The sequence below is a fragment of the Sphingomonas sp. PAMC 26621 genome, assembly GCF_000251145.1.
Classification (GTDB): domain Bacteria; phylum Pseudomonadota; class Alphaproteobacteria; order Sphingomonadales; family Sphingomonadaceae; genus Sphingomonas.
Genome location: NZ_AIDW01000025.1, coordinates 18,333 through 36,540, shown reverse-complemented (window position 1 = coordinate 36,540; position 18,208 = coordinate 18,333). Strand labels below are relative to the sequence as shown.

18 protein-coding genes are annotated in these 18,208 nt (G+C 67.3%); 12 read left to right on the top strand and 6 right to left on the bottom strand.

The genetic code is table 11. The features are described 5' to 3' along the window. Nucleotides 1–126 precede the first annotated feature (126 nt). Genes RI03_RS24700 through RI03_RS14725 form a run of 4 tightly spaced genes read left to right on the top strand, consistent with a single transcriptional unit; the run spans nucleotide 127 to nucleotide 5,232 of the window. Complete coding sequence (locus RI03_RS24700) at nucleotides 127–1,869, top strand: amino acid adenylation domain-containing protein (protein ID WP_238542384.1); 1,743 nt, start codon at nucleotides 127–129, stop codon at nucleotides 1,867–1,869. Beyond that, a complete protein-coding gene (locus tag RI03_RS24695; protein ID WP_238542394.1) occupies nucleotides 1,827–4,133 on the top strand; it encodes a Pls/PosA family non-ribosomal peptide synthetase in 2,307 nt (768 codons plus the stop codon). The genes RI03_RS24700 and RI03_RS24695 overlap by 43 nt, the downstream gene beginning before the upstream one ends. Then, nucleotides 4,130–4,702, top strand: coding sequence for a 4'-phosphopantetheinyl transferase family protein (locus RI03_RS14730; RefSeq protein ID WP_010218207.1), 573 nt, complete (start codon nucleotides 4,130–4,132; stop codon nucleotides 4,700–4,702). The genes RI03_RS24695 and RI03_RS14730 overlap by 4 nt, the downstream gene beginning before the upstream one ends. Continuing rightward, the gene (locus tag RI03_RS14725; protein WP_037515381.1) at nucleotides 4,699–5,232 is read left to right on the top strand and encodes a GNAT family N-acetyltransferase; all 534 of its coding nucleotides are present in this window, start codon (nucleotides 4,699–4,701) and stop codon (nucleotides 5,230–5,232) included. Before RI03_RS14730 ends, RI03_RS14725 begins: the two co-directional genes overlap by 4 nt. A 10-nt stretch (nucleotides 5,233–5,242) precedes the next feature. On the opposite strand, the gene RI03_RS14720 is transcribed toward RI03_RS14725, so the two are convergent. Both RI03_RS14720 and RI03_RS14715 read right to left on the bottom strand, forming a co-directional pair. Continuing rightward, entirely contained in the window at nucleotides 5,243–6,622 is a 1,380-nt protein-coding gene (locus RI03_RS14720; protein ID WP_010218205.1) for an APC family permease, read from the bottom strand. Between the two features lie 170 nt (nucleotides 6,623–6,792). Next, complete coding sequence (locus RI03_RS14715) at nucleotides 6,793–7,635, bottom strand: MmyB family transcriptional regulator (RefSeq protein ID WP_010218204.1); 843 nt, start codon at nucleotides 7,633–7,635, stop codon at nucleotides 6,793–6,795. Nucleotides 7,636–7,722: 87 nt separating this feature from the next. Here RI03_RS14715 and RI03_RS14710 point away from each other — a divergent pair, with 87 nt between their 5' ends. Continuing rightward, nucleotides 7,723–8,625, top strand: a complete 903-nt coding sequence (locus tag RI03_RS14710) for an SDR family oxidoreductase (protein WP_010218203.1) — start codon at nucleotides 7,723–7,725, stop codon at nucleotides 8,623–8,625. A 32-nt stretch (nucleotides 8,626–8,657) separates the two neighbouring features. Here the strand turns inward: RI03_RS14710 and RI03_RS14705 are convergent, their stop codons facing one another. Then, on the bottom strand, nucleotides 8,658–9,755 hold the full coding sequence (locus RI03_RS14705) for an alpha/beta fold hydrolase (RefSeq protein WP_202949370.1): 1,098 nt from the start codon (nucleotides 9,753–9,755) through the stop codon (nucleotides 8,658–8,660). Between the two features lie 328 nt (nucleotides 9,756–10,083). Between RI03_RS14705 and RI03_RS14700 the strand changes: the two genes are divergently transcribed. The 6 genes from RI03_RS14700 to rsgA all read left to right on the top strand — a co-directional run bounded on the left by RI03_RS14700 (nucleotide 10,084) and on the right by rsgA (nucleotide 14,346). Beyond that, nucleotides 10,084–11,586: a helix-turn-helix transcriptional regulator gene (locus RI03_RS14700; RefSeq protein WP_010160712.1), complete on the top strand. Its 1,503-nt coding sequence runs from the start codon at nucleotides 10,084–10,086 to the stop codon at nucleotides 11,584–11,586. Nucleotides 11,587–11,727: 141 nt separating this feature from the next. Beyond that, on the top strand, nucleotides 11,728–11,985 hold the full coding sequence (locus tag RI03_RS14695) for a GlsB/YeaQ/YmgE family stress response membrane protein (RefSeq protein ID WP_010160711.1): 258 nt from the start codon (nucleotides 11,728–11,730) through the stop codon (nucleotides 11,983–11,985). Between the two features lie 58 nt (nucleotides 11,986–12,043). Continuing rightward, nucleotides 12,044–12,652: a general stress protein gene (locus tag RI03_RS14690; RefSeq protein WP_010160710.1), complete on the top strand. Its 609-nt coding sequence runs from the start codon at nucleotides 12,044–12,046 to the stop codon at nucleotides 12,650–12,652. A 24-nt stretch (nucleotides 12,653–12,676) separates the two neighbouring features. After that, the gene (locus tag RI03_RS14685; RefSeq protein ID WP_010218199.1) at nucleotides 12,677–12,985 is read left to right on the top strand and encodes a hypothetical protein; all 309 of its coding nucleotides are present in this window, start codon (nucleotides 12,677–12,679) and stop codon (nucleotides 12,983–12,985) included. Nucleotides 12,986–13,148: 163 nt separating this feature from the next. Continuing rightward, nucleotides 13,149–13,313, top strand: coding sequence for a hypothetical protein (locus tag RI03_RS24095; protein ID WP_157136818.1), 165 nt, complete (start codon nucleotides 13,149–13,151; stop codon nucleotides 13,311–13,313). A gap of 7 nt (nucleotides 13,314–13,320) precedes the next feature. Next, a complete protein-coding gene (gene rsgA / locus RI03_RS14680; RefSeq protein ID WP_238542383.1) occupies nucleotides 13,321–14,346 on the top strand; it encodes a ribosome small subunit-dependent GTPase A in 1,026 nt (341 codons plus the stop codon). A 101-nt stretch (nucleotides 14,347–14,447) separates the two neighbouring features. Here rsgA and RI03_RS14675 read toward each other — a convergent pair whose 3' ends face one another. Then, a complete protein-coding gene (locus RI03_RS14675; protein ID WP_010218197.1) occupies nucleotides 14,448–15,344 on the bottom strand; it encodes an AraC family transcriptional regulator in 897 nt (298 codons plus the stop codon). Between the two features lie 150 nt (nucleotides 15,345–15,494). Here RI03_RS14675 and RI03_RS14670 point away from each other — a divergent pair, with 150 nt between their 5' ends. Next, nucleotides 15,495–16,220, top strand: a complete 726-nt coding sequence (locus tag RI03_RS14670; RefSeq protein WP_010218196.1) for an SDR family oxidoreductase — start codon at nucleotides 15,495–15,497, stop codon at nucleotides 16,218–16,220. Nucleotides 16,221–16,294: 74 nt separating this feature from the next. Here the strand turns inward: RI03_RS14670 and RI03_RS14665 are convergent, their stop codons facing one another. Beyond that, complete coding sequence (locus tag RI03_RS14665; protein ID WP_010218195.1) at nucleotides 16,295–16,948, bottom strand: nicotinamidase; 654 nt, start codon at nucleotides 16,946–16,948, stop codon at nucleotides 16,295–16,297. Further along, nucleotides 16,945–18,108 (bottom strand): acyl-CoA dehydrogenase family protein, encoded by a 1,164-nt coding sequence (locus tag RI03_RS14660; protein ID WP_010218194.1) that lies wholly within the window; start codon nucleotides 18,106–18,108, stop codon nucleotides 16,945–16,947. The genes RI03_RS14665 and RI03_RS14660 overlap by 4 nt, the downstream gene beginning before the upstream one ends. Nucleotides 18,109–18,208: the final 100 nt, after the last annotated feature.

The window sequence follows — 18,208 nt, the reverse complement described above, 5'->3', positions numbered from 1 at the left end:
GACCGGACCGCCTCGTGCCGGGCAGCGCAAACCGGCGATGCCCTTGTCCTCGGGCATGACCGGGTGCAAATCATGGGGATACGGCAGTTATTCAGGGATCGAACTATTCCAAACCAGGCAGATGACGTGGCGACGCTGGATCCCCAGAGCAGCGACGCCGTGATCGAGGCGTCGATCATGCCGGCCCCGGCGCTTCGGCCCGACGAACCCTATGCGCGCGACGAACTGCTGCAGGAACTGTTCGATGCGCAGTGCCGGCAGAATGCGAGTGCAACCGCGTTGCAGTTGATCGGCGCGAGCGAGGAATACGGTCGCAGCACGACGTGGAGCTACGAGACGTTGCAGCGGCGCAGCCTCGCGCTCGCGCATCGGTTGCGCGCACTCGGGATCGGGCGCGGGGATCGGGTGGTGCTGTGCCTGCCGCGCGGGCTCGATCAATATATGGCGATTCTGGGCGTGCTGCGCGCCGGGGCCGCCTATGTCCCGGTCGACTGGAGCTATCCGCAGGACCGTATCGACTTCATCATCGCGGACAGCGGTGCCGCCCTTACGGTAACGGTTGCCAGCCGCGCGGCGACGATCACCGGCGCGACGCTGGCGCTCGATGCCGAACTGGGCGACGTCGCGGCCGAACCGGCGGCACCGCTCGGGCGGCAGGAGACCGCCGCGTTGCCCGACGATCTCGCCTATATCATCTACACCTCGGGAACGACCGGCCGCCCCAAGGGGGTGATGATCACCCACGCCAACGCGTGCCATCTCGTCCGATCGGAAAGCGCGATCCTCGCGCTCGACCCGAGCGACGTCGTGTTCGGTGGCTTCAGCCTCGCGTTCGATATGTCGGTCGAGACGATGTGGAGCGCGTTCTTCGTCGGTGCGCGATTGCTCGTCGCGACCGAGGCGCTGGCGACGAGCGGGCCCGACGTCGCGGTCGCGCTGGCCGAGGCGGAGGCGACGATCTGGCATGTCGTGCCGTCGCTGATCGCGCTGGTCGAGCATCCCGTGCCGACGCTGCGGCTGATCAACATGGGCGGCGAGGCGTGCCCGGCCGATCTGCCGCGGCGGCTGGCGCGGCCGGGGCTGCGGTTGCTCAACACCTATGGCCCGACCGAAACGTCGGTCACCGCGACCTGGACCGAAGTGCAGCCCGGCCAGCGCATCACGATCGGCAAGCCGCTTCCTGGCTATACCGCTTGGATCGTCGACGAGACGCTGCACCCGGTGTCGGCGGGGCAGGAGGGCGAACTGATCATCGGCGGCCCCGGGGTCGGGGCCGGCTACGTCAACCGGCCCGACCTGACCGCCGAGAAGTTCACCATGACGCCGTTCGACACGGTTTCGGGCGGGCCCGAGCGGGTGTATCGCTCGGGCGATCTGGTGCGGCTCGACGCGGCGGGTGACATCGATTTCGTCGGGCGGATCGACACGCAGGTGAAGATCCGTGGGTTCCGGGTCGAACTTGCCGAGATCGAGGCGGTGATCGGCGAGGCGTCCGGCGTCGCACAGGTGGTCTCCAGCTTTTCTCGGACGCCGACGGTGCGGAATTCCTCGCGGCGTTCATCGTCGCACGCTCGGGAGAGACGGTCGATGTCGCCGATCTCAAGACCCGCGTCGCGGAACGGCTGCCCAATTACATGCGGCCCGCGGCCTATCAGATGCTCGCGGCATTTCCGACGCTTCCCGCCTCGGGGAAGGTCGATCGCAAGGCGCTGGTCCGGCCCGAAGGTACGGTCGACGCCGATCGCGCGATCGCGGCTGCGGCCACCCCGCTCGAGGCGCAATTGCACCGCGTATGGGCCGAGGCGTTCGCGCCGCAGCCGGTTTCGGTGCTGGACGATCTGTTCGAGGATCTCGGCGGGCATTCGCTGAAGGCGGCGCGGCTCGTCTCCGCCGCGCGCAAGGTCCCCGGCCTGGAGGGGCTGTCGCTCGAGGACGTCTATGCCGCCCCGACGATCCGTGCGCTGGCGGCACGGATCAGCGGCACCGCACCGGTCGTGGTCGAGCACGCCGGGACGTTCGTGCGGATCGCGGACTGGAAACGACGCCTGTGCGTCGTCGCGCAGACGGCGGCGTTGCTGCCGATCTATGCGCTCGCCGGGCTGCAATGGTTTTCGCCTTATATCGCCTACACCCACTTTGCCGGACGGATGGACCGGATCAGCGCGCTCGTGTTGAGCGCGTTGTTCTTCACGATCGTGCCGATCGCCTCGATGATGGTCTCGATCGTCGCCAAATGGGTGATCGTCGGGCGGTTCAAGGCGGGGGATTATCCGCTGTGGGGCAGCTATTATTTCCGCTGGTGGCTGGTGCGGCGGATCATCGGGGTTACCGCGACCCCGTATCTCGCGGGAACGCCGATGATCCGCGGCTATTACCGCATGCTCGGCGCGAAGATCGGGAAGCGCGCCTATATCGGCACCGGGGTCATCGACACCGCCGACCTGTTCACCGCGGGCGACGATGCGATCGTCAGCGACCAGGCGGTGATCGCGACCAGCTCGGTCGAGCGCGGCATGCTGCGGCTTGGTACCGTCACGCTCGGTGCCGGCGCGTTCGTCGGATCGCAGGCGGTGGTCGGCCGCAACGCGGTGCTTGGCGACGACGCGATGCTCGACGACATGTCGGCGGTGCCCGCCGAGACGATCGTGCCGCCGCGCCAGCGCTGGACCGGATCGCCCGCGACGTTTGCGGGCGACGTGCCGCCACGCCCGGCACGCACCCGCCGCGAGGCACCCGCCGCAACGTTCGGCCTGCTGGTCGGCGCGTTGCTGTTGCCGATCATCGCGATCCTGCCGATCGCGCCGGGGCTGATCGCGCTGATGGAGCTCGACTGGGCGACGACCGGCTATGCCTATGTGCTCGTCTCGCCGCTGCTCGCGACGACCTATATCGTGATGATGTGCGTGCTGACGGTCGCGGCGAAGCGGCTGATCCTCGGCAAGGTCGCGCCGGGGAGCTATGCGCTCGATAGCGGCTTCTACGTCCGCTTCTGGATGGTCAAACAGATCAACGATCTCGCGTTGCGGCTGCTCCACCCGATCTTCGCGACGCTCTACGTCATCCCCTGGTATCGCGCGCTCGGGGTCAAGGTCGGGCGGCGCGCGGAAATCTCGACCGCAAGCGCGATCGTGCCCGACCTGGTCGAGATCGGGCCGGAGAGCTTCATCGCGGACTCGGTCATCTTCGGCGCGGCCCGGATCGGGCATGGCACGATCGAGCTGGCGCACACGCGGATCGGCCGGCGCAGCTTCATCGGCAATTCGGCGCTGTTGCCAAGCGGTGCGCAGATTGGTGACGAGGTGCTGATCGGGGTGCTGTCCAAACCTCCCGAGACCCCCGGCGACGCGATGGAGAGCGGGAGCACCTGGTTCGGTTCGCCGGCGATCAAGCTTCCCGTTCGCCAGGTCGCGACGATGTTCGACGAGGGGGCACGGTTCAACCCGTCGCGCGGGTTGATCGCGACGCGCCTGACGATCGAGGCGGTGCGGACGACATTGTCGCTGACCGTCTTTCTCGTCTTTTTCAGCCTGTTGTTCTCGGTCGTCGGGGATCTCGACGATCTGGAGCGCGGCGGGGTGATCATCGGGCTGGCGTTCCCGTTCCTCTATCTCGGCTTCTGCCTGGCGTGCGGGGGGTTCGTGCTGGCGTTGAAATGGATCGTCGCCGGGCGCTACCGCGCGACCACTGCGCCGCTGTGGAGCACCTTCGTGTGGCGGACCGAACTGGTCACCGCGACCTATGAGAATCTCGCGGTTGCCAACCTGCTCGAGCCATTGCGCGGCACGCCGTGGATCACGGTCTATCTGCGGCTGATGGGGGCGAAGATCGGCAAGCGCTGCTACATCGACACGACCGACCTGACCGAGCATGATCTGGTGACGATCGGCGACGATGTCGCGCTCAACGATTTCGCCGGCCTGCAGACGCATCTGTTCGAGGATCGCGTGATGAAGGTCGGCGCGATCCGGATCGGCGACCGCGCGACGATCGGGTCGCTCGCGATCGTGCTGTACGATGCCGAGATCGGGAACGACGCGCAACTGGGCGACCTGTCGGTCGTGATGAAGGGCGAAACGCTGCCCGACGGCACCAATTGGGAGGGCAGCCCGGCGCGGATCGCGATCGGGGCATGACACCGCTGTGGCACGACGGCGCGGTGTCTGCGCTGCGTTACGCAGGCACACCGGTGGTCTGGCGCGTCGCCGATGACCGGAGCACCCCGCGCCACGCGCACGCATCCGCGCTGCTCGCGCACTGTGCGGACGTGCCTGCCGACACGGTCCGGCTTGCGCGCAGCGCTGCCGGGGCACCGCGTGTGCTCAGCCCGCCGGGCTGGTATATCGGGTTTGCCGGGCGCGGCGGATGGTCGCTGGTCGGCGCGGCGACGCGGCCGATCGCGGTCGACCGGGAGACGGTCGATGGTGCCGCGCCGCTGTGGGACATGTTGAGTGCGACGGAGGTGGCTGCGCTGCGGGCGCTCGACTCCGCCGAGCAGCCGCGCGCATGGCTGCGCCGCTGGACGATCAAGGAAGCGCACGCGAAACTGATCGGCGAACCGCGCCGCCTCGCCCCGGAGACGATCGAGACGCAGTTGCTCGATCCGGTCCGCGCTACCGCGACCTGCGAAGGGCGCTCGCACTGCTGGACGCGCGACACCGGCAAAGCGATCGACACCGTCGCCCTGTGGGAGGATGACGCATGAGCCGGGTCATGGTTCGCAACTATGCCGAGACGGATCGCGCCGCGGTGCTGGCGACGTTCGACAGCAACCTGCCCGAATATTTCGGGGACGGCGATCGCGGCTGGCTGGAGGAGACGCTCGACGATCCCGATGGCCCCGCGCTGGTCGTTACCGTCGATGGTGCCGTGGCGGCCTTTGGCGGTTACGAAATCTGGGAGCATTACAACAAGGCGTTGCTCTATTGGGGAATGGCGGCGCGCGCCTATCATCGCTGCGGGCTGGGACGGTTGCTGTTGTTCGAGCGGCTGATCCATGTCGCGCGTCACGCCGTTCCCGCGACGCGCTACGTGACGGTCGACACGTCCCCGCTGGTCGCGCCATTCTTCGAACATTGCGGCTTCGAACAGACCGCGGTGTGGCCGGAGGGGTATCGTTCGGGAATGACGATGCACGAGCTTCGCTTCGATCTCGCGCGCACCGCGCTGCCCGACCTCGTCGCCCGGCGCGACGCAGCGCTGGCGCGGGTGCTCGACCGGCTCGCGGCGGCGTGATCGATCCCGATCAGCGGTCGTCCGGCGTCGGGTCCACGACCGTCCACCCGCCCGGCCGTCGCCGGAGCACGACCCAATAATAAGCGGCAGACAGTATCATCACCGCCCCGGTGGACAGCAATCCGGGGCGCCCCGCCTCGGGATCGCCGGCATTGACGATCGCGACACCGACCAGCGCGACCAGCGTCAATACCGGGATGAGCGGGAAGGCCGGCATGCGATACAGCGTATGCGCGCTGGTCCCGCGGTGGCGACCGGCAAGCGCGGCGAGCGCTATCGCGGCGTAGATGACGACCAGTTCGCCGCCCGAGCAGACGAGCAGCAGCGGGAGCGGCACGAAACACAAGCCCACGCCCATCGCGCCGACCAACAGCGTCCCCGCCCACGGGCTGCCGTAGCGGGGATGGATCGCGCACATCAGGCGGTCGATCGGACGCCCCCAGCAGCCGTCCCGCCCGGTCGAGAAGAAAAAGCGCGCACAGGCGAGCACGGTGACGATCGCGGCGTTGACCATCGCGAGCGCGACCCCCGCGGCCATCGCGTCGCCCAGCACCGCGCCGCCGCGCGCCCGGGCGAACGCGCCGAACGGATCCGCCCCCGTCAGCACCGCCGGGAGATCGTGCGTGCCGACCAGGATCGCGGCAAGCGGCAGGACTTCCGCCGCGAAGATCAGGATGAACGACAGCAGGATCACGCGGGCGATCCGGCGTGGCGCATCGTGCAGGTCCTCGCCGAAATAGACCGCGAGGCCATAGCCGTTGAACGCGAAGATCGCGATCGTCGTCGCCACGCCGATCTGGGCGAGCGTGACCGGCCCGCCGGCGGCGACGGGATGGAGGAGCAGCGCAGCGACACCGCGCACCGGGGCCTGCAATCCAAGCAGCGCGACGATGCCGAGCACGAGCAGCTCGATCGCGAGGAAAGCCCCGGTCAGGATCGCGTTGAAGCGAATGTCGAAAATGCTGACCAGCGTCGACAGCACGATCACCGCGGTCGCGACCGGCACCGCCGGAATCGCGGGCCAGAAGGTCGCGAGCACGTCCGCGACCCCCAGCGCGACGACCGGCAGGAACAGGACGTTGTTCACCGCATTGAGCCCGAGCACGACGAATCCGGCGAGCGGACCCATCGTCCGCTCCACCATCACATATTCGCCGCCCGCGACCGGCCACGCCGAGGACAGCTCGGCATAGATGAACGCGGTGCCGATGCAGACCAGCGCGCCGAGCAGCATGGCAAGCAGCGCACCGGTCCCCGCGACGTGCAGAACTCCGGGGACGATCGCAAAGACGGACGATGCCGGCGTCGCCGCCGACAGCGTCAGGAACAGCACCGCGACTGGCCCCAGCGTGCGCGTGATCGAGGGGCGCGCCCGCGATGCCGTAGCCAACCCTGTATCGAACGCCCCATCCATCGTGCCAGCCTCGCGGAAGGTGGCGGGAAACGCCAGCCGTATCGGTCGATTTCGCAGCGCGATTTGGCTTGGGATCGTTTGCAGAGGGGCGTTGGGGAACGCCTTGGCGTAGGTCGATTGACCCGCACGACGTCCGAATTGGCCGCTCAGCTTTCGCGAGCCTCCAGCAGCACGCGCAGCCGCTCCGCATCCGCAGCCGAGGCGGGGTTATAGACGATCATGCCGAGTTCCGGCCGCCCTTCGATCGCGAAGGACGAGAACTCCATGGCGAGCAGGCCTGCATCAGGGTGATGGAGCCGCTTTACCCCCTCGCCGTGCGCGACCACGTCATTGTCTTGCCACAGCGCTTCGAACTCAGGGCTGATGCGGGACAGTTCGGTGACCAACTGGACGACCGCCGCGCTGTCACTGGCGCGCGCGCGCGCGACGTCGGCGCGAAAGGCACCGACGACGAAACGCGCAACGCCTTCCCAATCGGCGTTTCGAGCGCGGACTTGGTCACTGCCGAAGAGCAGGCGCAGGATATTGCGGCCCTCGCGCGGCAGCTTGGCATAATCGGTGAGCATCAGCGTCGCCGCCCTGTTCCAGCCAACTACATCCCACAGGGCCGTTTTGATGATGGCCGGGCTCAGCACCATCCCGTCGAGCACCCGCTGCAAGCGTGGGGAAATCCCGTCGACGGGGTGATAGCGCGCCTCCGGCGGGCGGCCAAGGCCCAGCATGTAGAGGTGCTCGCGTTCCGGCTCGGTCAGCAGGAGGCCCTTGGCGATACGGTCGAGGACGTCGGCCGACGGGGCGCCGCCGCGCCCTTGTTCCAGCCAGGTGTACCAGGTGGGACTGATATTGGCGCGACTTGCCACCTCTTCGCGGCGCAGGCCCGGCGTCCGCCGCCGTCCGCCGCCGAACCCCAGGGCGATCGGATCGAGGCGGGTCCTGCGGTCCCGCAGATAGGTTCCGAGCGGGTTTGACGTGTCGCCGGCCATGACCATCCTGTTACAAGCTATACCCCGATAAGGTCCCTACTTTACCACGTTCCTACCGGCCCCGATACACCCACCGGCAACAAGGAGATTCCCATGCGCGTATTTCTGACCGGGGCTACCGGCTTCATCGGCTCACACGTCATTCCCGAACTTCTTGGTCGTGGGCATCAGGTGCTCGGTCTGACCCGCTCCGATGCGGGCGCCCGGCTGCTCGAAGCGGCCGGCGCGAAGGTCCATCGGGGCGATCTGGAACAGCCCGAGACGCTCGCCAGCGGCGCTGCGGCGGCGGACGCGGTCATCCACTGCGCGTTCGACCATGATTTCACGACGTTCGTGGAGAACACGAAGAAGGATGAACGCAACATCGCCGCAATGGGCGAGGCGTTGGCCGGGACGCAGAAGCCGATCCTGATCACCTCCGGTGTCGGCATCGGCACGCCGTTGCATGGCGGCCCGGCGACGGAGGACGTGCTCAACCCGCGCCACGCCAATCCGCGTATCGCGACCGAGCTCGCCGGCGCGGCACTGACCGCGCGCGGGATCGACGTGCGCACGATCCGACTGCCGCAGGTGCACGACACGACGAAAGCCGGGCTGATCACCCCGTTGATCGCCGAGGCACGTCGGGCCGGCGCGGTGGCGTATCTCGGCGCGGGGCATACGCGCTGGTCGGCGGCGCACGTCAGCGACGTGGCGAGGCTCTACGTGCTGGCGCTGGAGAAGGGCGAGCCGGGCGCGCGCTACAATGCATCGGTCGAGGAGGGCGTCACCGCACGCGCCATCGCGGAGGCGATCGGCCAGGGAAGCGGGCTGCCCGTCCGCTCCATCGCAGCCGACGAAGTCCAACACTATTTCGGCTGGATGGCACCGTTCGCGGCGCTCGACATGATCGCGTCGAGCGCCTGGACGCGCGCACGCCTGGGATGGGAACCGACCGGTCCCGATCTGCTCGAGGATCTCGCCGCGATGGATTTTTCGGCGCGTTCTCCGGGTTGATCAGGTGCCGGGACGGACGAAGGATGCGGCGTTCACTCGGTTCGGTCGCCTGCGCGCATGAAGGCGCCGATACGGTCGTTGAGGAACTTGGCATCTGCCGGGTTGCTCGCCGCGCCGGCGGTATGGCCCCAGAGGGAGGGGATCGGCAACAGGGTGACGCGCGGAATGAACGCGGCTTCGTAACGGGCGTCATCGACCGGAAAGTAGAGATCCGTCGCCGATGGCATATAGAGGACGGGCACCGCGATCGACCCAAGCGCGCGTTTGATGTCGCCGCCCATGCCGGGGGTCGTGCCGATGTCATGCCCCTCCCACGTCCGCATCTGCAGGATCAGGTCGTTGGCATCGCCGCCGGGCACGAAATCCTTGTACAATCCCTCGAACACGCTGCGGTAGGTCGTGCCGGGCGCCGCCCCGGCGCGCCACAGTTCCTCGCGCCACCATCCTTGCGAGAACAGCCAGCCCGCCCACACCGCGCCGAAGGTCTGCAGCCCGGCCTTGGGCGGTGCCTTGTAGTCGCCGCCGGCGAAGGCCGGATCGTTCTGGATCGCCATGATCTGGCTCTCCAGCCGGATGATTCCGTGCGGCCACGCTTTCGCGGTCGCAGAGGTGACGACGATCCGGTCGGCGAAGCCGGGATGGCTCACCGCCCATTGGAACGCCTGTTCCCCGCCCATCGAAAAACCGACGATGGCCCGCAGGTGGTGCACCCCGAGCCCCTTGGCGAGCAGCCGATGGACCGCCTCGACATTGTCGCGGATGCTGGTGACCGGAAAGCGAGGTCCGTCGAACGGCGCGGGCGTGTTGCTGGGGGAGGACGACTTTCCGTTGCCGAACAGCTCGGTCGCGATCAGGAAGTATTTCCGCGGATCGAGCGCCTTGTCCGGACCGATCAGCCATTCGTAGCCATGCGAATCCGCCATGTAATGCGACGGGAGCAGCACGGCATTGTCATGCGCGGCGTTGAGCGTGCCGTAGGTCGCGTACATCACCCTGGCCTGTGGCAGCACGGTGCCGTTCTCGAGCCTGAACTGCTTGATGAGGAACGGTCGACGGTCCCCGTCGGCGGCAAGCGCGGGGGTCGCGACGGACGAGAGCAGTGCCAGCACCGCAACTATGAACCGAACCAAGGCTTGCCCCTTCGCGGCACCCGTGCCGTCGTCGCAATCATTCCGGAAGTGTCCGGCAATCGCAAGGGACCAAGGCGACGACCGACGGCAGTTTCCTGCGATTCGAGGGGATTATCCTTGCCGATCACCATACGGCGGCAGTGCCGTGATCGTATCGGGCGTGGGCGACCGGTTTCGGCAGACGCCGGTCTGGATGGTTGTTCGTGGGGCATCGTGGCGGCAGCGGCCGCCGCCGTCTCCGGACCGTGCTTTTTTGATTGCGCTTGAACGGGTTGTCCGGCGCTAGGCTAGGGTGTCGCAGACTGTCGAATCGCAAGGAACCAGGTCAATGCCGCGCGCCACGTCCAATTCGCCCGACCCGGCAACCCGTCCCGATCGCGAGCAGCTGCACCGCATCGTCGAGGGGTTGAGCGACGGGATCGTCCTGATCGAGCCGGATGGACGGATTGTCTGGGCCAATGAGGCGGCACTCGTGATGCACGGGTCTGCCACGCTGGCCGAATGGGGCGGAACGGTCGAGAGCTACCAGCGCGCCTTCGAGCTCCGGCTGCGCGATGGGCAGCCCATGCCCGCATCCGCCTATCCGATGGTGCGCCTGTGCCGGGGCGAGGCGTTCGAAGACGTTATCGTCGACGTGCGAAAGACCGGGCAGGAAGACCCGGATTGGGTGCACCGTGAGCGGGGGTTCGTCCTCGACCGCGACGGCAAGCCCGACTGTCTGGTGCTGATCATCTGCGACGCGACCGAGGCTTTCGAGGCGAGCGAGCGCTTCGAGAGCATGTTCAACGCCAATCCCGCGCCGGCCTTGATCGTTCGCCTTGCCGATCTGCGCTACGTCCGCGTGAACGAAGGGTTCCTCGACCTGACGGGGTGGAACCGCGACGCGATCGTCGGGCGCTCGGTGTACGAGCTCGACATCCTCGCGCAGGCGGTGGAAAGCGAGCGGGCAAAGCGGCGGCTCACCGAAGGCGCGATCATCCCGCAGATGGAAGCCGAGCTGCCGCTGCCAAACGGCGACACCAAGCTGGTGCTGCTCGCCGGGCATCCCGCCGAGATGCCCAATAACGAACAATGCATGATCTTCACCTTCGCCGATCTCGAGCCACGCCGCCGCGCCGAACACGCGCTGCGACAAAGCGAGGAGCGCTTTGCCACCGTCTTCCGGTTTGCGCCGGTGCCGATGGTCCTGACGAGCCTCGACGGGCATCGCATCCTCAACGTCAATCACGCGTTCCTGGGACTTACCGACTGGGGACTCGAGAGTGTCGTCGGGCGCAAGCCGTCCGAGATCGAACTGTTCGAAAGCTCGGCGACTCGCCGCGAAATCGAGAAGCGCGTCGCCGAGGCGGGTTCCTTCCGCGGCTACGAACTGCAGGTGAAGACGCGCACCGGCACGCTCGTCACCTGTCTGGCGTCGGCCGAAACCGTCTCGATCAACGGGCAATATTGCATCCTCGCGGCGTTCCAGGACATCAGCGACCGCAAGCGCACCGAGCTCGACCTGATCGGCGCGATCGAAGGCGTGATGCAGGATTCGAGCTGGCTCAGCCAGAAGATCATGGACCGCCTCGCGGCGTTGCGCGGCCCCACGCCGCGGCCGGGCGCGGTCGTCCGGTCAGTCGACCTCACCGCGCGCGAACGCGAGGTGCTCGCGCTGATCACGCGCGGAAAGACCGATGACGCGATCGCCGAAGCGCTCTCGCTCAAGCGCAACACGGTGCGCAACCACGTCGCGCGGTTGTACGCGAAGATCGGCGCGCATAGCCGCGCGGAAGCGATCATCTGGGCGCGCGACCGGGGCCATCAGCTGCGCTTCGAGCCGGCGGACTGAGTCGCCGGAAAGGCAAATTACTTCGTGTTTCTGGGGTGCGGGCACCCATTCATGAGGTGCCTGCGCATCTGGGGTTACCGTTTGCAAACCCTTAATTTCCAATCATCCGGGGCGTTGCCCGGTTTGAGAGGAGATCATCAAATGTCCATTCTAGCGTGGATCATCCTTGGCCTGGTGGCCGGGTTCATCGGTAGCAAGATCGTCAATCGCAGCGGCGAAGGGCTGGTGCTCGACATCATCCTCGGCGTTGTCGGTGCCGTCGTCGGCGGCTTTCTGTTCAACCAGTTCGGTGCCGCCGGGGTTACCGGCCTCAACCTGTACAGCCTGGTCGTTGCCGTGATCGGCGCGATCGTCGTGCTCGTCCTCTATCACATGGTCGTCCGCACGACCGTTCGCTGAACGGACCACCGCGCCCGCACCCATCACCGTCGGGCCAACCACCAAGCAGGAGCATATCATGACACAGACCATCACAGGACTGTTCGATCAGTACGACGACGCCCGCCGCGCCGTTCAGGACCTCGAGGCCGCGGGCATCGCGCACCGCGACATCAGCATCGTCGGCCATGACAAGCATGGAACGGTCGCAGATCGCGATACCGCGGAAGCCGCGTCCGAGGATGCCGGTATCGGTGCCGGGCTCGGGGCGGCCGTCGGCGGGGTGGGCGGCCTGCTCGCCGGTTTGGGGTTGCTCGCGATCCCGGGCGTCGGTCCGGTCGTAGCGGCAGGATGGCTTGCGGCGACGGCAGTCGGCGCGGCTGGCGGGGCGGCGATTGGCGCGGCAGCCGGGGGCCTCGTCGGGGCATTGACCCATGCCGGCGTTCCCGAACGCGACGCCAACGTCTATGCCGAGGGCGTCCGCCGCGGGGGAACGCTGGTAATCGCAAAGGTCGATGAGGCCCACGTGCAGATCGCGCGGAACATCCTCGGCGACGAACGTTCGGTCGATGTCGTGGACCGTCGCAATGCCTATGAAGCGGATGGATGGAAGCAGTTCGACGAGACGAGCCCTGCCTATTCGGACGCCGACATCGCCGCCGAACGCGGCCGCCGCACGCAGATCTGACGATCGCTTTCAAAGGACCAAATCATGCGACTCTATTCTCATATGCTTCTTGGCGTCGCCGTTGTGGCATCGCCCGCGCTTGCCCAGACGGGGACCGCCAAAGACAATCAGGCGGTCAAGTCCGCGCATACCGTGAACGACGGGGCCGCCCGGCGCGGCGCGAATTCGTTCACGCAGAACCAGGCACGCGCGCACATTGCGAAGTCGGGGTTCACCAAGATCTCGGCGCTGTCGAAGGACGCAAACGGCGTATGGCGGGGTACCGCGCATAAGGGCGGCCACACCGTCCATGTCGGACTGGACTTCAAGGGCAACGTCTCGACGCACGACTAAATCGCTTCGGGGCGGCCGCATGGACATGCTGCCGCCCCGATAAAATGCCGTCTCTGGCGGGAGTTGGCGAAAACACGCGAACCGGACCCGAACCTTTGCGTGCCCGCGTATCTAGTCGCGACCGACGGATCCGTGTACCCGGAGGTCAATATCGAGCTCCGGAGTGACCGACATCCCACGCAAGACCAATTACGACTTCGAGCGCCGCGAGCGCGAAAAGGCCAAGGCAGCTGAGGCCGCGAAGAAATCGCAGGCGAAAGCGGACAAGCGGGCAGCCGAGCAGCAAACGCCGGATGCGGTCGGTTCGGGCCGTCCCGAGGACGGCTGAAGCTCCGGTGGAAACCTCCGATCCCACGCTGACGCAGCTCGGTTGGAAGCCGTTCTTCGACGAGCAGCTTTCTCCCGAGGAGCGCCGTGACGTCCAGCCTGCCCGGGTGATTTCGGTTCATCGCGGACGAGTGACCGTCGCGGGCGAGGGGTATGAGGACTCTGTTCCCTCCGCTTTGCCCGTACCAGGGGGTGCCGAGGACAGGCCCACCGTGGGGGACTGGCTGCTGGTCGACCGGAACAGCCGAACCATCGTGCGCATCCTCGAACGGACGAGCCTGTTCAAGCGGCCCGCGCCGGGGGACGAGCGCCGGGTCCAGCTCATCGCCGCGAATGTCGACACGCTCTTCATCGTCACGGCCTGCAAGCAGGACTTCAACATCGCGCGCCTGGAACGCTATCTCGTGCTCGCGCGCGAAGTGGGCGTCCGCCCGGTCGTGGTCCTCACCAAAGCCGATCTGTCGCCCGCGCCCGAGCGTCTCGTCGACGAGGCGCGCGCGCTTCAGTCAGGATTGCGGGTGGAACTGGTCGACGGGCGAGATCCCGCGAACTCCGCTCGCCTGCTGGATTATTGCGGCGTCGGACAGACCGTAGCGCTGGTGGGGTCATCCGGCGTCGGCAAGTCCACGCTCGTAAAGACGCTGACCGGATCGAGCAGTATCGCGACGCAGGCCGTCCGCGAGGACGACGGCAAGGGTCGGCACACGACGACGGTCCGCGAGATGTATCGCCTCGCCGATGGCGCCAAAGACGGTGGCTGGCTCGTGGACACACCCGGCATGCGCGAGCTGCAGATGTCCGAAGTGAGCACCGGGGTGACCGAGGTGTTCGACGATGTCACGAATCTCGCGCTTGAGTGCCGGTTCTCGAACTGCATGCATGTCGCGGAACCGGGATGCGCCATCAACGCCGCGCTCGCGGCGGGGACGCTCGATCCCGCGCGCTTCGCGCGGTGGCGCAAGCTGTCGCACGAGGATACGGTGAACAGCGGTGCCGCGGTCGCGCGCCGCTCCCGCCCGGCGAAACGGCGATGACGGGTGGCGGACCTCGATCCGCTGGCAGCTAAAGACGAACCGGCGTCCGCGGCTCGGAAGCCCGCAGGCGGGGTCGGGATCGGGCCGGTCGCGCGGCGGGGTTACACCGGCGTGAGCAGATTGCCGCTACGCTGGAGCTGTTCGATGTCCCGGCGGGGCGGGGCGCCGAACAGGCGCGCATATTCGCGGGTGAATTGCGAGGGGCTTTCATAGCCCACGGCGAAGCCGGCGCTGCTCGCGGTCGTGCCGGCGGACAGCATCAGGCGTCGCGCCTCCTGCAGCCGCAGCTGCTTCTGATATTCCAGCGGCGTCATCCGCGTCACCGCCTTGAAATGCTCGTGCAGCGACGATGCGCTCATGCCCGCGGCGGTCGCGATGTCGCCGATCCGCAGCGGCCGGTCGAAGCCGGTGCGGATCGTCGCGATCGCGCGGCTGACCTGATTGAGGTGACTGTCGGCGACCGCCATGTAGCGAAGCGCAGGCCCGTGCGGGCCGGTGAGCAACCGGTACAGGATTTCCCGCTCGATCAGCGGCGCCAGCGCCGGGATGCTGGCGGGCTGGTCGAGCAGCCGCATCAGCCGGCATGTCGCGTCGATCAGATCGTCATCGCTGCGATAGACCGCGAGCGCCGGCAGATCCGCCCGGGGCGCGCGCCCGCCTTCCGCCAGGATGAGGTCCGCCAGCGCCGCCTGATCGATGTCGATCTTGCAGCAGAGGTAGGGGGTGTCGCGGTCGGCCTGGATGACATGCCCGACGAGCGGCAGGTCGACCGAAACCAGCAGATAATGCGCGGCATCGTAGACGAGACTCCGCTCGCCCAGAGACACCTGCTTGGTGCCTTGGGCGATCACGCAAAGCGACGCCTCGTAGACTGCGGGCAGGGGCACGGTCGGCGCGTCGGCGCGGAACAGCGACAGCCGATCGATCGGCGTCCGCACCATCCCGGTGCTCGGCACGTGCCGCGCAACCAGCGCGGCGAGGTCTGTGATCGTGCTCATGCGGAGACTGTGTTCGCTGCCGCCCGCCCTCGCAAGCGCGGTCCCTGCGTTTCGGAGGATCGGGCAAGGATCGCGGCGGATCGCTCTCACGCGCAAGCCGCGTCCGGCCCCATCTGTGCCTTGTCCTTAGGACGATGAAAAGGAACCACCATGAACGACGTCATCGACAAGACCGTGCTGATAAGCGGCGCCTCCAGCGGGATCGGCGAGGCAACCGTGCGTGAGCTCGCGGGCAAGGGGGCGCGTCTTTTCATCGGCGCGCGCCGGACCGATCGGCTCGAAGCGCTCGCGGCGGAACTCGGCGCCACTGTTGCGTGGCACGTGCTGGATGTGACCGACCCTGCGAGCTTCGCCGCCTTCGCCGACGCGGCGGAAGCGCGGTTCGGGCGCGTAGACGTGTTGATCAACAACGCCGGCGTGATGCCGCTGTCGCCGCTCGCCGCGCTGAAGACGGACGAGTGGCGGCGCATGATCGACGTCAACATTCACGGCGTGCTGAACGGGATCGCCGCGGTGCTGCCGCGGTTCATCGCGCAGCGCTCGGGCCACGTCGTCAATGTCGCCTCGATCGCCGCGCATTTCGTGATGCCGAGCGCCGCCGTCTATTGCGCGACCAAATATGCGGTCTGGGCGATCACCGAAGGGCTGCGGCAGGAGCATGACGACATCCGCACCACGATCATCTCCCCGGGGGTCGTGGCGACCGAACTGGGCAATGACATCACCGACCCGGATATCGCCTCGGCGCTCACGACGTGGCGGCAGAAATCGCTGACTCCCGACGCGATCGCGCGGGCGATCCGTTACGCGCTGGAGCAGCCCGAGGGGGTGGACATCAACGAAGTCATCGTTCGCCCGACCGCCGCCGGCATGTAAGGGGGCGAGGTCCATCGTCCGGGACGATCCTGTCATCGGCCCGGACGGTGATGCTGGCTCGAGGCAGGAATGGGCTACAACAGCCGGACGTCTGCCGCACGAAACTGCGCTTCCACCACGTCGACGGTCGTCCCACCCGGTACCGGCATTGCGATCGCGCGCGTATGCTCCGTCAGGATCGACGCTTCGAAGCCCTCGCGCCGGGCATCGAGGGCGGACCACGCAACGCAGAAATCATAGGCCAGCCCCACGAATACGCATCGGCGCACCTGCTTGTCCCGCAGATAGCCCGCCAGCCCCGTCCGCGTGGCCTTGTCGTTCTCGAAAAAGGCCGAATAGGAATCCACCTCCGGATTATACCCTTTGCGGATGATGAGGTGCGCGCGGCCGATGGCACCTTGCACGGCGGGGTGGAACGTGGCGCCAGCCGTCCCCTGGACGCAGTGATCCGGCCACAGGATCTGCTCGCCATAGGGCATCGGCACCGTATCGAACGGCTGCCGACCGGGATGGCTGCTTGCGAAGGACTGGTGCCCCGCCGGATGCCAGTCCTGCGTTACGACGACATGCCGGAAGTGCGGGGCGAGCATCGCGATCCCGGCCATGATCTCGTTTCCGCCCGTGACGGCCAGCCGGCCCCCGGGGCAGAAGTCGATCTGCGGATCGACGATGACGAGCGCGTCCGAGCCGCACCACGGCGTTGCAACACCCGCGCCTTCCGCCGTCATGCTGTCGTCCTGTCACGCTTGATCTTTTTGGCCAGGCTCCATTTGTGCACCTCGGTGGGCCCATCGTAGATGCGGAATGCGCGGATTTCGCGGAACACCTGTTCGACGATCGTGTCGCCACTCACCCCCGTGCCGCCCATCACCTGGACGCAGCGGTCCGCGATCCGCATCAGCGCCTCGGACACCGCGACCTTCGTCATCGAGCTTTCGACCGTCCCGGGTGCGCCGCCGTCGAGGACGCCGGCGCACCAGTCGACCATGAGTTCGGCTTGTTTCAGGTCGATCAGGTTTTCCGCCAGCATGAAGCCGACGCCTTCGTGGTCGATCAGCGGCTTGCCGAAGGCGTGGCGGCGACAGGCATAGTCGGTCGCGATCTCGTTCGCGCGCACGCACGCCCCCAGCCAGCGCATGCAATGCGAGAGCCGCGCCGGAGCGAGCCGGATCTGCGCGTATTTGAACCCTTCGCCGCTGTGCCCGAGCATCTGGTCCGCCGGGATGCGCAACCCGTCGATCGCAACCACCGCATGGCCACCCGGCATAGACGAATCGATCGTGTCCAGCACCCGCTCGATCGTGATCGCCGGGTCGGGCAGGTCGACCAGGAACATGCACGCGCCATCCGCGGACTTGGCCATGACGATGCCGACCTGCGCGCCGACCGCGCCGGTGATGAACGCCTTGCGCCCGTTCACCACCCAATGATTGCCGTCGGGCACCGCGGTCGTCCGCATCATCGACGGATCGGACCCAGCCCCGCCCTCCGCCGCGGGTTCGGTCATGAAGAACGCCGAGCGCGCCTGTCCGCGGACGAGCGGATCGAGGAAGCGCCGTTTCTGTTCGTCGCTGCCGACCTTGCCGAGCAGGAACATGTTGCCTTCGTCGGGCGCCGCGGTGTTGAGCGCGACCGGGCCGAGCGGCGACAATCCCGACAGCCGCAGGACAAAGGCGGTCTCGCGCTGGGTGAGATGTCCGCCGTCGTCGCGGATATGCGGCGTCAACACGCCCGCAGCACGCGCCTTTTCCCGCATCTCCAAAACGAGCGCATCGGACGGGCCGTGCGGACCACAGCGGGGGTCGCGTTCGTAGGGAATGACATGGTCGCGAACGAACGCTTCGACCTGTCCGCCGATCCGCGCGGCGCGTTCGGTCGGTGCTGGCATCGCGACCCCCGCGATGGTCGGTGCAGGCGGGGCGGGGGGTACGACGTCCATTTCAGTCTCCGGTCACGAGGGGGCCTGACAAGTGCGGAACGCGACGATG